We start from the raw sequence: 13,551 nt of genomic DNA, 5'->3' as shown, positions 1-13,551 counted from the left end.
GCACAGGTCGCGGCAGGGGCGGGACGCGGGCGCGGGCTGTCGCGGGCTGTCGCGGGCTGTCGCGGGCTGTCGACTCGGAACGACACGACCGCTGTCGTACGACAGCGAGGTCGTCGCTCGTTGCACACGCGCACAGTTCTTCCCTGCAAGCAGCGACACGAGCGTTGTCGTACGACAGCGGCGTCGTCGTACGGGGTCGGCGCGAGAAGTCGTCGCGCGAGGGCGCGGGCGCGACCAGCCGCCGCGCGTCAGACCTCGGAGAAGGGCTCGGCGTCGTCGAGCCGCGCACGGAGCGCAGGAGCCGCACGCCGCTTCTCGCCGCCGGGGAGCACCCGGCGGGTCGAGGAACGCCGGATGACCTCGGCCTTGAGCGTCGCCGCGACCTCGGTACCGTGCGCGTACGGGAAGCGCACGATCGCGCGGACCGTGCCGGGGACCGGGTCGTCGACGGGCACGGGACCGAGCACGGGGCCGACCGGGGCGTCCCCGAGCGCCTCGACCGCCGCGGTCACCGCCTGCTCGGTCCCGGTCAGCGTCGCCACCCGGACGGCCGGCGGGAAGAGCAGCTCGCGGCGGTCGACGAGCTCGTCGTGCGCGGGACCGTCGAGCTGCCACAGGGCCATCGCGGTCGCGAGACGGCCACCGATGCCGACCAGGTAGACCTCGGTACCAGGAGCACCCTTCGCGGCGGCGTTCGTCCAGAAGCGCAGCACTTCCTCCTGCACGCGGAGCCCCTCCCGCGCGAGCATGCGTTCGCCGTCGAGCAGCAGCACGCAGGCGTACCCACCCGGTGTCGACGGTTCCGCTCCCCGCGTCGCGACGACCACCGCGGGTCTCGCGGGGACCTCGTCGATCGGCCGTGACCCGTCCGCGACGATGATCCGGGTGCCGGGGAACGCCCGACCGAGCTCGTCCGCGGTGCGCTGGGCACCCTGACCGACGGGCTTCAACTTGCCCCCACCGCACGTCGGGCAGCGGTACCCGACCGCGAGGGCGCCGCAGAACCGACACTGCGGGACGGCACCGTGCGTGGGGCTGCCGAGCGGCCCGCCGCACACCCGGCAGTGCGCCCGCTCGCCGCAGTCGGCGCAGACGAGCCCGGTGCCGAACCCCGGGTTCGCGACCTGCACGAGCACCGGGCCCGTCCGGCTGGCCTCTCGCGCGGCACGCCACGCGCTGCTCGGGATCCGGGCCTGGGCGGCCGGACCGTCGGCGTTCACCTGCTGTGCGGTCGGGATGACGTTCGGCACGGGCTGGCGGTACGGCACGACGTCCTCGAGCCACTGCAGCTCGACGAGCCGCTGGACGTCGGTGCTCCTGGCGTGTGCGGCGAGCAGCAGCGCGGCGCCGGACTGCGCTGCCCGGACGAGGGCGACGTCGCGCGTGTGCACGTAGGGCGCTCGCGGCTCGATGAACGACTGGTCGCCGTCGTCCCACATCGCGATCAGCCCGAGGTCGTCGGCGGGCGCGTACATCGCCGTCCGGTTCCCGATCGCCACCACCGGGTGCGTCCGCGCCTGCAAGAGCGCCTTCGCGCGCTGACCGTTCGTCTGCTTGGCGTCGAACCGGACCACCCGTTCGACGGGGACGAGCGCGTGCAGCGCCCGTTCCAGGTCCATCACGTCGCGGAAGTCCGGGACCGCGATCACCGCAGACCGCTCGGTGGCGAGGGTCCGCGCGGCGGCCTGCGCGAGCGTCGCGGCCCAGCCGGGGACCCAGACCGGTTCATCGGCGGACCCCAGGTCGACGGGGTGAGGGACCGCTGCGACCGCCGCACGGCCGTCCTTCGCCAGGACGCCCTCCAGCACGCCGTCCCCGTAGCCCGTCACGGTCGGGGCGACGACCACGGGTGGCACCGCAGACGTGTCCCGCGCGAGCCAGGCCTTCTCGGCCCGGACCTGCCGCGTCGGCACGGCCAGGCGCAACACGTCCGATGCCACCCCTGCTGCCCGGTCGGACACCGCGCGCGCGAGCTTCCAGATCTCCGGCGCGAGCACCGGCACCGGGCTGACGAGCGTCTCGATCGCGCTGAGCTCTCCCGGGTAGCCGCCCTCGTGCAGCACCTCGACGACGTACGCGTCGGACATCCGTGCCCCGGTGCGCAGTGGCACCTTCACGCGGACCCCCGGCACGCAGTCGTCCTCGAGCTCAGCCGGCACCCGGTAGTCGAACAGACGGTCGAGCTGCGGGAGCGGCGAGTCGAGGACGACGCGCGCGACGGTGGTCACGCGTGCCCTCAGACGGCGACGGAGACGAGTCCTGCCGCCTGGCGGAGTTCCTCGACGCGGTCGAGCTGCTCCCAGGTGAACCCGGGGAGCTCCCGGCCGAAGTGGCCGTACGTCGCGGTCTGCGCGTAGCGCGGCTTGAGCAGGTCGAGGTCCCGGATGATCGCGGCCGGACGGAGGTCGAAGACCTGTCGGATGGCGGCTTCGATCGTGGCGTCGTCGACGTGCCCGGTGCCGAACGTCTCCACGTAGAGCCCGACGGGCTTCGCGCGGCCGATCGCGTAGGCGACCTGGACCTCGAGCCGGTCGGCGAGGCCGGCGGCGACGGCGTTCTTCGCGACCCAGCGCAGGGCGTAGGCGGCGGAGCGGTCGACCTTCGACGGGTCCTTGCCGCTGAACGCGCCACCACCGTGCCGGGAGGCACCGCCGTACGTGTCCACGATCACCTTGCGGCCGGTGAGTCCGGCGTCGCCCTGGGGACCGCCGATCTCGAAGCGACCGGTCGGGTTCACGATGACCTCGACGCCGGACGAGTCCAGTTCCGACAGGGCCAGGACCGGTCGGATGACGTGCTCGGTGATCGCCGCGGTCAGTTCGTCGAGCGTGACGCTCGGCGAGTGCTGCGTCGACACGACGACGGTCTCGACGGTCTTCGGGACGACGCCGTCGTACCCGACGGTGACCTGGGTCTTGCCGTCGGGACGCAGGAACGGCAGTTCACCGGACTTGCGTACGGCGGCGAGACGCTCGGCCAGCCGGTGCGCGAGCCAGATCGCGACGGGCATGTACTCGGGCGTCTCGTTCGTCGCGAAGCCGAACATGATGCCCTGGTCACCGGCGCCCTGGCGGTCGAGCGGGTCGACGCCCGCACCCGAGCGGGCGTCGAGCGACTCGTCGACGCCCTGCGCGATGTCCGGGGACTGCGCGCCGATGGAGACCTCGACACCACAGGTGTGGCCGTCGAAGCTCACCTCTGACGAGTTGTACCCGATGCCCGTGATGACGTCACGGACGATCTTCGGGATCTCGACGTAGCCCGACGTCGTGACCTCGCCCGCGACGTGCACGAGCCCGGTCGTCACCATCGTCTCGACGGCGACGCGCGCGTGCGGGTCCACCGCGAGGAGGGCGTCGAGGATGCTGTCCGATATCTGGTCGCAGATCTTGTCTGGATGCCCCTCGGTGACCGACTCGGACGTGAAGAGGCGCAGGGTGCTGGACGTCACCGGGGTCAGACGGTGGGCTGCGGCTGCTGCTTGGTGGCGGTGAGCTTGTCCTCGTTGATCTCGTGGAGGGCCACCGACAGCGGCTTGTCGTCGATCGTGGAGTCGACGAGCGGACCGACGTTGTCGAAGAGCGAGCCCTCGTGCAGGTCGGCGTAGTAGTCGTTGATCTGGCGCGCGCGCTTCGACGCGAAGATGACGAGCGCGTACTTCGACTCGACCTTGGACAGCAGGTCGTCGATGGGCGGGTCGATGATGCCCTGGGGGTTGGCCATGGTGTCTCCTGTCGACGGAAGTTCGGTCGCACCCGGCGGGGCGCAGTCGCGCCCGAGCGGGCGCAGTGGCACCCGGCTAGGGCGCAGTGAACAAGTCTACGACTTCCTGTGCCGCGGTGCTGACATCGGAGTTCACGATGCGCACGTCGAACTCGTCCTGCGCGGCGAGTTCGACCTTCGCGGTCTCGAGCCGACGGGCCTGTTCCTCTGCGGATTCCGTGCCGCGACCGATCAGCCGGCGGACGAGTTCGTCCCACGTCGGCGGCAGCAGGAACACGAGCACCGCCTCGGGCATGGCGTCACGGACCTGCCGAGCGCCCTGCAGGTCGATCTCGAGCATCACCTTGTCGCCGGCGTCGAGCGCGCGGTCGATCGGCGGACGCGGGGTGCCGTAGCGGTACGAGTTGTGCACGGTCGCCCACTCGAGGAGCTCGCGGTCCCGGATCATCCGGTCGAACTCGGCGTCGTCGACGAAGTAGTAGTGCACGCCGTCGACCTCGCCGGGACGGGGCTTCCTCGTCGTCGCGGACACGCTGAGGTTCACCTCGGGGTACTGCTCGCGGATGTACGCGCTCACGGTGCCCTTGCCGACGGCGGTCGGACCCGCGAGCACGACGAGCTTCGACACGCCACGCTTGCGGCCACGTGCGACGAGCCAGTCCGACAGCGCGGTCCGCTGCCGGGTCCCGAGCCCGCCGAGCCGCTTCGACGGGGCGATCCGGAGCGTTCCCATGATCCCCTCGGCCCGCGCCGGACCGATCCCGCTCAGGCTGGTGAGGAGGTCACGGACGCGCAGGGACTTCTCGGCCGGTGCGTCCTCGTCGCTCCATGCGGTGCGCGCGACGTCGAGTGCCGACCGCTCCCCCGACGCGACGGCGGCCTTCACCGCGGCCCGGGCGCGACGCGCGGCGACCGCCGCACGTGCGGCCGCGACCCGGTCCACCTCCGGTGGATTGCGGTGCGCGGGCAGCTGGCTGCGGTCGTCGGTCATGCCCCTGCCCCCACCAGCGCCGCCGCGATCCGGTCGGCACGGTCGGTGACGAGTGCGGCGACGCCGTCCGGCCCGTCGGTGAGCAGCCCGCGGGACTCGCTCACGAGTACCTGCTCGGCGCGGGAGCCGTACAGGGACCTGAGGTCCTCGATGCGAGCGCCCTGCGCACCGAACCCCGGAGCCAGGATCGGCGAGGTGCCGATCTCGTCCGCGCCGATGCCGAAGTCCTGCAGGGAGAGGGTCGCGCCGAGCACGAGCCCGACGTCGCCGATGGCCTGGTCGCCCACGGCCGGGTTGTCGTCTGCCACGTCGAGAACGATACCGGCAGCGACGGAGCGCCCCGCACGCGGGCCCTCCGCCAGCACTGCGGTCTGCAGGACGCGGGCCTCGGGGTTGCTCGTCGCCGCGAGCACGAACACGCCGGCGCCGTTCCGGCGCGCGACGTCGACCGTGCCGGCGAGCGAGCCGTAGCCGAGGTAGGGCGAGACCGTCATCGCGTCGGCGGCGAACGGCCCGTCGCGGTCCAGCCACGCGAGTGCGTAGTCGTCCCCGGTGGATCCGATGTCGCCGCGCTTCACGTCGGCGACGACCAGGAGGCCCGCATCGCGTGCCCGGCGGATCGTCGCGTCGAGTGCACGGTACCCGTCCACCCCCGCGGCCTCGAAGAAGGCGATCTGCGGCTTCACGACCGCGGCGCGGCCGGCGGCCGCGTCCACCAGGACGCGGCCGAACTCGGTCAGACCCGCTTCGTCACGACCGAGCCCCCACGCCGCCAGGGTGGCGGCATGAGGGTCGATCCCGACGCACAGCGCGGACCGCGACCCGATGGCGGCCGCGAGCCGGACGCCGAACGGCTCCGGGCCTCCCGACCGGTCTGCGGCGTCGGAGCGGTCCGTCACCAGCCCGCCCGCTCGAGCGCGTAGTCCTGCAGGCTGCGGACGCTGTGCTGCGTGCCGATCGTCTCGATCGCCGCGACGGCCGCACCGAGCTGCGCGATCGTGGTGAACAGCGGCTTGTCCGCGGCGACGGTGGCCGCGCGGATCTCGTAGCCGTCCGCGCGACCCGACGCGCCCGACGGGGTGTTGATCACGATGTCGACCTCGTCGCGGGCGAGCATCTCCACGACGCTGTCGCCGCCCTGGCTGTACTTGCCGACGACCGACACCTGGATGCCGTTGCGGCGGAGCACCTCGGCGGTGCCCTCGGTCGCGGTGATCGTGAAGCCGAGCTGCTGGAGGCGGTGCACCGGCAGCACGATCGCGCGCTTGTCGGTGTCGGCGACGCTCACGAAGACCGTGCCGGAGGTCGGCAGTCCGCCGTACGCGGCTTCCTGCGACTTGAGGAACGCCCGCGGGAAGTCGCGGTCGATGCCCATGACCTCGCCCGTGGAGCGCATCTCCGGGCTGAGGACCGAGTCGACGACCTGGCCGTCCGCGGTGCGGAACCTGCGGAAGGGCAGCACGGCCTCCTTGACCGCGACCGGCGCCTGCGCGGGGACGAACGCGCCGTCCCGCTCGGGCAGCAGTCCCTCGGCGACGAGCCCGTCGACGGTGGTCCCGGTCATGATGCGGGCAGCGGCCTTCGCCAGCGCGATGCCGAGCGCCTTGGAGACGAACGGGACGGTGCGGCTGGCACGCGGGTTCGCCTCGAGCACGTAGAGCACGCCGGCACCGATCGCGAACTGCACGTTGAGCAGCCCTCGGACGCCGATGCCGCGCGCGATCTTCTCGGTCGCGTCGACGACGGCCTGGATCTCGCCGCGGCCGAGCCCGACCGGCGGGAGCGTGCAGGACGAGTCGCCGGAGTGGATCCCGGCTTCCTCGATGTGCTCCATGATGCCGCCGATGTAGAGCCGCTCACCGTCGAAGAGCGCGTCGACGTCGATCTCCACGGCGTCGTCGAGGAACCGGTCCACCAGGAGCGGCAGATCGGGGCCGATGATCGCCTGGTCGGCCATCCGGTCGAAGTAGTCGGCCATCGCGGTGGAGTCGTAGACGATCTCCATGCCGCGGCCACCAAGGACGAACGACGGGCGGACGAGTACCGGGTACCCGATCTCCTCGGCCACCGCGGTCGCGCTGGCGAGATCGTGCGCGGTGCCGTTGCGCGGGGCGAGCAGCCCGGCCTCGTCGAGGATCGCGGAGAACTGGCCGCGCTCCTCGGCGGAGTCGATCGCCGTCGGGCTGGTGCCGAGGATCGGGATGCCGGCTGCCTCGAGCGGCTTCGCGAGCCCCAGGGCCGTCTGGCCGCCGAGCTGCACGACGACGCCGACCAACTCGCCGGACGCCGCCTCGGCCTCGATGACCTCGAGGACGTCCTCGGTGGTCAGCGGCTCGAAGTACAGGCGGTCGGAGGTGTCGTAGTCGGTGGAGACCGTCTCCGGGTTGCAGTTGATCATGATCGTCTCGAACCCGGCGTCCGAGAGCGCGAAGGACGCGTGCACGCAGGAGTAGTCGAACTCCACGCCCTGGCCGATGCGGTTCGGGCCGGAGCCGAGGATGACGACCTTCTTGCGGTCGCTGGGTGCGACCTCGGTCTCGGTGTCGTAGGACGAGTAGTGGTACGGCGTGAGTGCCGGGAACTCGCCGGCGCAGGTGTCCACCGTCTTGAACACCGGACGGATGCCCAGCGCGTGACGCACGTCGCGGACGTCCTGCTCGGTGGTGCCACGCAGCGCCGCGATCTGGATGTCGCTGAAGCCGTGCTCCTTGGCCCACCGGATCGTGTCGGCATCGAGCTCCGCTGCCGCGGCGACCTCGGCGGCGACCTCGTTGATGAGCACGATCTGGTCGATGAACCACGGGTCGATCTTCGTGGCGTCGAAGACCTCTTCCGCGGTGGCGCCGGCGACCAGGGCCTGCTGCACCGTGACGATGCGGCCGTCGGTCGGGATCGCCGACTTCGCCAGCAGTGCGTCCTTGTCGAGCTCGGCGGCCGGGGTGTCCCAGTGGAAGCTCGAGCCACGCTTCTCCAGCGAGCGGAGCGACTTCTGCAGGGCGGTGGCGTAGTTCCGGCCGATGGCCATCGCCTCGCCGACGCTCTTCATCGTCGTGGTCAGCGTGGCGTCGGCGGCCGGGAACTTCTCGAACGCGAAGCGCGGGGTCTTCACCACGACGTAGTCGAGCGTCGGCTCGAAGCTCGCCGGGGTGACCCGCGTGATGTCGTTCTGGATCTCGTCGAGGCGGTACCCGATGGCGAGCTTCGCGGCGATCTTGGCGATCGGGAAGCCCGTCGCCTTCGACGCGAGGGCGCTCGAGCGGGACACACGCGGGTTCATCTCGATCACGATGACGCGGCCGTTGGACGGGTCGATCGCGAACTGGATGTTGCAGCCGCCGGTGTCGACGCCGACGCGACGGATGATGTCGATGCCGATGTCGCGGAGGTTCTGGTACTCGCGGTCGGTGAGCGTCAGCGCCGGGGCGACCGTGATCGAGTCGCCGGTGTGCACGCCGACCGGGTCGACGTTCTCGATGGAGCAGACCACGACGGTGTTGTCGTAGTTGTCCCGCATGAGCTCGAGCTCGTACTCCTTCCAGCCGAGGATCGACTCCTCGAGCAGGACCTCGGTCGTCGGGCTGGACTGCAGCCCGTCGCCGACGAAGCGGACGAGCTCGTCCTCGTTGTACGCGAAGCCGGAGCCGAGGCCGCCCATGGTGAAGGACGGACGGACGACGAGCGGGTAGCCGAGGTCGGCCGCGAACGCCTTCGCCTCCTCCAGGGTGTGCGCGATGTGGCTGCGGGCCACGTCGGCGCCGGACTCGAGCACGAGCTCCTTGAAGAGCCACCGGTCCTCGCCGCGCTGGATCGCGTCGACCTTGGCACCGATCAGCTCGACGCCGTGCTTCTCGAGGATCCCGGCCTCGTCGAGCGCGATCGCCGCGTTCAGGGCGGTCTGGCCGCCGAGCGTCGGCAGGACGGCGTCCGGCTGCTCGATGCGGATGATCTCCTCGAGCGAGGCGTTCGTGATCGGCTCGATGTACGTCGCGTCGGCGAAGTCGGGGTCGGTCATGATCGTGGCCGGGTTCGGGTTCACGAGGATGACGCGGATGCCCTCTGCACGGAGGACACGGCAGGCCTGGGTGCCGGAGTAGTCGAACTCGGCGGCCTGGCCGATGACGATCGGACCCGAGCCGATGACGAGGACGGAGTTGATGTCGGAGCGCTTGGGCATCAGTTCGCTTCCTTGGTGATGTCTGCTGCGGGAGTCGTCGCGTCGGCGGTGGCGGCGTCCAGCGGACGGCCTTCCGCACGCGCCACGACCATGTCCCGGAAGCGGTCGAAGAGGTACATGCTGTCGTGCGGTCCCGCGGCGGCCTCCGGGTGGTACTGCACGCTGAACGCGGGGATGTCGAGCGCACGGAGGCCCTCGACCACGTTGTCGTTGAGGGAGTAGTGCGAGACCTCGACGCGGCCGAAACCGGCGGGCGACTCGAGGACCTCGCCGACGGGGGCGTCGACCGCGAAGCCGTGGTTCTGGCTCGTGATCTCGACCTTGCCCGTCGTGGTGTCGAGGACCGGCTGGTTGATCCCGCGGTGGCCGAACGGCAGCTTGTACGTGCCGAAGCCGAGCGCGCGGCCGAGGAGCTGGTTGCCGAAGCAGATCCCGAAGAACGGGCGGCCGTCGTGCAGGCTCTCCTGCAGGAGCGTCACCTGGGCGTCGGACGCAGCGGGGTCGCCAGGGCCGTTCGAGTAGAACAGGGCGTCGGGGGCGAGCGCTCGGAGCGCCTCGATCGTGACGTCCTGGGGCAGGACGTGCACCTCGAAGCCCCGCTCGGCGAGGTAGCGCGTGGTCGACGCCTTGACGCCGAGGTCGAGCACCGCGAGGGTGCCGATCTGCTCGCCGACGGCGGGCACGACGTAGGTCTCTGGGGTGGACACCGTCGCGGAGAAGCTCGCGCCGGCCATGTCGGCCTGCTCGCGGACGAGGCGCGCCTGCTCCTCGGGCGCCAGCGCGGCGTCCTGGCCGCTGAACACGCCGCCCTTCATCGCGCCGGCGTCCCGGATGCGCCGGGTGAGCGCGCGGGTGTCGATGCCGGAGATGCCGACGATGCCGTCCCGCTCGAGGTGGTCGTCGAGCGACGCGTTCGCGCGGTGGTTCGACACGACGCGGCTGGGGTCGCGGACGACGTACCCGGCGACCCAGATGCGGCGGGACTCCGGGTCCTCGTCGTTGACCCCGGTGTTGCCGATGTGCGGCGCGGTCTGCACCACGATCTGCCCGGCGTACGAGGGGTCGGTCAGGGTCTCCTGGTAGCCGGTCATCCCGGTCGCGAAGACCACCTCGCCGAGTGTGCGCCCGCGGGCGCCGTAGGCCCATCCGTCGTACCGGGTGCCGTCCTCGAGGACCAGCACGGCCCGTTCGCGTGTCATCAGTTCGTCCCTTCGCCCGCGTGGTGCGGGTGGTTGTGCTTCGTCGCCAGCTCCTGGAGCGCGTGCAGCACTGCTGCGTCGCCCTCCGGGAACCGGAAGTAGGTGTCGAGGTCCGTCGCACCCGCGGCGCCGGTCGCCGTCCATCGCAGACGGACCAGTCCCCCGGGTTCGACCACGCGGTCGATGGCCCAGGTGGCGCGGTCGGCGCCACGGACGGCGTCCCGGGCGACCCAGCGGTCGTCGGCTCCGGCGAGGTGCAGGACCACGCCGTCACGGTGGACGGTCACGCCGCCGCGGCCGCGGAAGCCGAGTCCGCCTGCGGTGATGCGTTCGAGCGGGGTGTCGGCCCGGGTCGTCGCGACGGTGAACCCGTCCCACGACCCGGCTTCCGGCCCGGGGTCGGCCGGCACGCTGACGGGAGGCACGGATTCCGCCTGCTTGCGGGCCCGCGTCCGCCAGGTGCGTGCCATGGCGACGAACAGCGCGGCCACGGCGAGCAGGATCACCCCGCCCAGCAGCCAGCGTGCGGCGTCACCGCTCATGCGGTCGCCGCCGTCCCGGCCGTCGCCGCCGCTGCGGCTGCGGCGGCGACGGTCTCGGTGTCGACCAGGACGCCGTCGAGGAGCGTCGGGTAGCCCTGGTGGAAGGTCGCGACGACCCGCCCCGGGAGCCGCATGCCGAGGTACGGCGAGTTCTGCGACTGTCCGGCGAGGTCGGTCACCGCGAACTCGCGGACCGCGCTCGGGTCGTACAGCGTGATCTCCGCGGGGGCACCGGCAGCGATCGCGTGCCCGTGACCGGCGACCTGCCCGATCCGGGCAGGGGCGCTGGAGAGCACGCGGGCGACGTCCGCCCAGTCCAGTCGGCCGTCCTCGACCACCGCGGCGTGCACGACGCTCAGCGCGGACTCGAGGCCGACCATGCCGTTGGCGGCCGCCGGCCACTCGCAGCACTTGGCCTCTGCCGTGTGCGGCGCGTGGTCCGTCGCGACGATGTCGATCGTCCCGTCGGCCAGTGCGGCACGCAGGGCGTCGACGTCCTCGCGGGAGCGGAGCGGGGGGTTCACCTTGTACTTGGCGTCGTACCCCGGTGCACCGTCGACCCCGGCGATGAGGTCCTCGGTGAGCACGAGGTGGTGCGGTGTGACCTCCGCGGTGACGTCGATCCCGCGGGACTTCGCCCAGCGGATGACCTCCACGCTGCCGGCGGTCGAGACGTGGCACACGTGCAGCCGCGCACCGACGTGGTCCGCGAGCAGGACGTCGCGGGCGATGATCGCCTCTTCCGCCACGGACGGCCAGCCGGCGAGCCCGAGTTCCGACGACAGCCGCCCCTCGTTCATCTGCGCGCCGATCGTCAGGCGGGGTTCCTGCGCGTGCTGCGCCAGGACACCGCCGAAGCCCTTGATGTACTCGAGCGCGCGCCGCATCAGCAGCGGGTCGGACACACACGAGCCGTCGTCCGAGAACACCCGGACCTTCGCCCTGGACGTCGCCATCGCGCCGATCTCGGACAGGTGCGTGCCCTGCAGCCCCTGCGAGACGGCGCCGATCGGACGGACCGTGACGTAGCCGGCGTCGTCGCCGAGGGCCTGGACCTGCTCGACGACCCCTGCCGTGTCGGCCACCGGGCTCGAGTTCGCCATCGCGTTGACGGCGGTGAAGCCGCCGGCGGCCGCGGCGCGCGAGCCGGACAGGACCGTCTCTGACTCCTCGAAGCCGGGCTCGCGGAGGTGGGTGTGCAGGTCCACGAGACCGGGCATGGCGATCAGGCCGTCCGCGTCCACGGCCGTGGCACCGGCCGCGTCGAGACCGGACCCGACCGCGGTGATGCGCCCGGCCTCCAGTCGGATGTCGGCACGGGTGCCGTCGACCAGCTGCGCGCCGCGGATGAGGTGGGCGGTCATGCGATGGTCTCCTTCGCTTCGTTTCCGGTCAGTGCCAGGTACAGCACCGCCATGCGGACGCTCACGCCGTTGGCGACCTGCTCGACGACGGTCGAGCGGGCGTCGTCCGCGGCGACCCCGGCGATCTCGAGCCCGCGGTTCATCGGGCCGGGGTGCATCACGAGCGTGCGCTCGGACAGCCGCTGGAACCGGGCCGCGGTGAGCCCCCAGTGCCGGGTGTACTCGCGGGGGTTCGGGAAGAACGCGTCGTTCATCCGCTCCTGCTGGATGCGCAGCGTCATCACGACGTCAGGGTCCTCGGCGAGGGCTGCGTCGAGGTCGTGGTGCACGGCGGCCCCGAACGGGGTCGTGGTGGCGGGCAGCAGCGTCGGCGGCGCCGCGAACGTGACGCTGGCACCGAGCGTGCGGAGGAGCCACGCGTTGGACCGTGCGACGCGACTGTGCAGCACGTCGCCGACGATCAGCACGCGCACACCGTCGAGGCCCTGGCCGCGTGAGGCACTGCCGTGCAGGCGGCGGCGCATCGTGAAGGCGTCGAGCAGGGCCTGGGTCGGGTGCTCGTGCGTCCCGTCGCCGGCGTTCACCACCGGGACGTCGATCCAGTCCGCGTCGGCGAGCACCCTCGGGGCGCCGGACGCGCCGTGTCGCATGACGATGCCGTCGATGCCCATCGCGCCGAGTGTCTGCACGGTGTCCTTGAGCGACTCGCCCTTGGAGACGCTGGAGCCCTTCGCGGCGAAGTTGATGACGTCGGCGGACAGGCGCTTCGCGGCGGCCTCGAACGAGATGCGGGTGCGCGTGGAGTCCTCGAAGAAGAGGTTCACGACGGTCTTGCCGCGGAGGGCAGGCAGCCGCTTGACCTCTCGCGTGTTGACCTCGGCCATCTCCTCGGCGACGTCGAGGATGTGGATCGCCTCGGCGCGGGAGAGGTCCGCGGTGGAGAGGAGGTGCTTCACGAGGCGGCCCCCGGCGTCTCGCCCTGCTGCTCGCTCTGTTCGATGACGACCTCGTCGGTGCCGTCCGTCTCCGTCAGCCGGAGCGTCACGCGCTCGTCGGACGCCGTCGGCAGGTTCTTGCCGACGTGGTCGGCACGGATCGGGAGCTCGCGGTGCCCCCGGTCCACGAGCACGGCGAGCCGGACGGCGCGCGGCCGGCCGATCCCCTGCAGCGCGTCGAGCGCCGCGCGGACCGTGCGGCCCGAGTACAGCACGTCGTCGACGAGCACGACGACCTTGCCGTCGATGCCGGTCGTCGGGATCGTCGTGCGGTGCGGCGCACGACCGATGCCGTGGCCGAGGTCGTCGCGGTGCATCGTGACGTCGAGCGTGCCGACGCGCTGGTCGCGCTGATCCGCCCAGTCGGGCTCGATGCCGGCCAGGATCGTCGCGAGACGATCGGCGAGCACGGCTCCGCGCGTCGGGATGCCCAGGAGCACGAGATCCGAGCCGCCGTGGTTGGCCTCGAGGATCTCGTGGCCGATGCGTGTCAGAGCACGCGAGATGTCGGGGTGCTGCAGGACCGTTCTGGTACCCACGCCGACCTCCTTCCCCGCCTCTCA

The 13,551-nt window shown here is 71.8% G+C and carries 11 protein-coding genes; all 11 read right to left on the bottom strand.

Translation table 11 applies throughout. The features are described 5' to 3' along the window. Positions 1–248 precede the first annotated feature (248 nt). Positions 249–2,228: a primosomal protein N' gene (locus tag ACEN9V_RS01260; RefSeq protein WP_413601813.1), complete on the bottom strand. Its 1,980-nt coding sequence runs from the start codon at positions 2,226–2,228 to the stop codon at positions 249–251. 8 nt (positions 2,229–2,236) lie between these two features. Beyond that, positions 2,237–3,451, bottom strand: coding sequence for a methionine adenosyltransferase (gene metK, locus ACEN9V_RS01255; RefSeq protein WP_413601812.1), 1,215 nt, complete (start codon positions 3,449–3,451; stop codon positions 2,237–2,239). A gap of 5 nt (positions 3,452–3,456) precedes the next feature. After that, entirely contained in the window at positions 3,457–3,723 is a 267-nt protein-coding gene (gene rpoZ, locus ACEN9V_RS01250) for a DNA-directed RNA polymerase subunit omega (protein WP_281264696.1), read from the bottom strand. 76 nt (positions 3,724–3,799) lie between these two features. After that, entirely contained in the window at positions 3,800–4,714 is a 915-nt protein-coding gene (gmk, locus tag ACEN9V_RS01245) for a guanylate kinase (protein WP_281264697.1), read from the bottom strand. After that, on the bottom strand, positions 4,711–5,613 hold the full coding sequence (pyrF, locus tag ACEN9V_RS01240) for an orotidine-5'-phosphate decarboxylase (protein ID WP_413601811.1): 903 nt from the start codon (positions 5,611–5,613) through the stop codon (positions 4,711–4,713). Before pyrF ends, gmk begins: the two co-directional genes overlap by 4 nt. Then, a complete protein-coding gene (gene carB / locus ACEN9V_RS01235; protein WP_413601810.1) occupies positions 5,610–8,888 on the bottom strand; it encodes a carbamoyl-phosphate synthase large subunit in 3,279 nt (1,092 codons plus the stop codon). The genes pyrF and carB overlap by 4 nt, the downstream gene beginning before the upstream one ends. After that, a complete protein-coding gene (carA, locus tag ACEN9V_RS01230) occupies positions 8,888–10,087 on the bottom strand; it encodes a glutamine-hydrolyzing carbamoyl-phosphate synthase small subunit (RefSeq protein WP_413601809.1) in 1,200 nt (399 codons plus the stop codon). Before carA ends, carB begins: the two co-directional genes overlap by 1 nt. Next, on the bottom strand, positions 10,087–10,629 hold the full coding sequence (locus ACEN9V_RS01225; RefSeq protein WP_413601808.1) for a hypothetical protein: 543 nt from the start codon (positions 10,627–10,629) through the stop codon (positions 10,087–10,089). The genes carA and ACEN9V_RS01225 overlap by 1 nt, the downstream gene beginning before the upstream one ends. Next, positions 10,626–11,993 (bottom strand): dihydroorotase, encoded by a 1,368-nt coding sequence (locus tag ACEN9V_RS01220; protein WP_413601807.1) that lies wholly within the window; start codon positions 11,991–11,993, stop codon positions 10,626–10,628. Before ACEN9V_RS01220 ends, ACEN9V_RS01225 begins: the two co-directional genes overlap by 4 nt. Continuing rightward, positions 11,990–12,949 carry an aspartate carbamoyltransferase catalytic subunit gene (locus ACEN9V_RS01215; protein ID WP_402728846.1) on the bottom strand — a complete coding sequence of 320 codons (960 nt, stop codon included), beginning with the start codon at positions 12,947–12,949 and terminating at the stop codon, positions 11,990–11,992. Before ACEN9V_RS01215 ends, ACEN9V_RS01220 begins: the two co-directional genes overlap by 4 nt. Continuing rightward, positions 12,946–13,527, bottom strand: a complete 582-nt coding sequence (gene pyrR / locus ACEN9V_RS01210) for a bifunctional pyr operon transcriptional regulator/uracil phosphoribosyltransferase PyrR (RefSeq protein ID WP_413601806.1) — start codon at positions 13,525–13,527, stop codon at positions 12,946–12,948. Before pyrR ends, ACEN9V_RS01215 begins: the two co-directional genes overlap by 4 nt. Positions 13,528–13,551: the final 24 nt, after the last annotated feature.

It is taken from the genome of Curtobacterium sp. Curtsp57 (assembly GCF_047324335.1).
Lineage (GTDB): Bacteria > Actinomycetota > Actinomycetes > Actinomycetales > Microbacteriaceae > Curtobacterium.
The sequence above is the reverse complement of the archived record's forward strand: the minus strand, read 5'-3'. Positions and strand labels throughout refer to the sequence as shown.

Bases quoted from the DNA above. Each gene is read 5' to 3' on its own strand.
- rpoZ (WP_281264696.1), bottom strand. From the start codon at position 3,723: ATGGCCAACCCCCAGGGCATCATCGACCCGCCCATCGACGACCTGCTG.
- ACEN9V_RS01220 (WP_413601807.1), bottom strand. From the start codon at position 11,993: ATGACCGCCCACCTCATCCGCGGCGCGCAGCTGGTCGACGGCACCCGT.
- carA (WP_413601809.1), bottom strand. From the start codon at position 10,087: ATGACACGCGAACGGGCCGTGCTGGTCCTCGAGGACGGCACCCGGTAC.
- ACEN9V_RS01225 (WP_413601808.1), bottom strand. From the start codon at position 10,629: ATGAGCGGTGACGCCGCACGCTGGCTGCTGGGCGGGGTGATCCTGCTC.
- carB (WP_413601810.1), bottom strand. From the start codon at position 8,888: ATGCCCAAGCGCTCCGACATCAACTCCGTCCTCGTCATCGGCTCGGGT.
- gmk (WP_281264697.1), bottom strand. From the start codon at position 4,714: ATGACCGACGACCGCAGCCAGCTGCCCGCGCACCGCAATCCACCGGAG.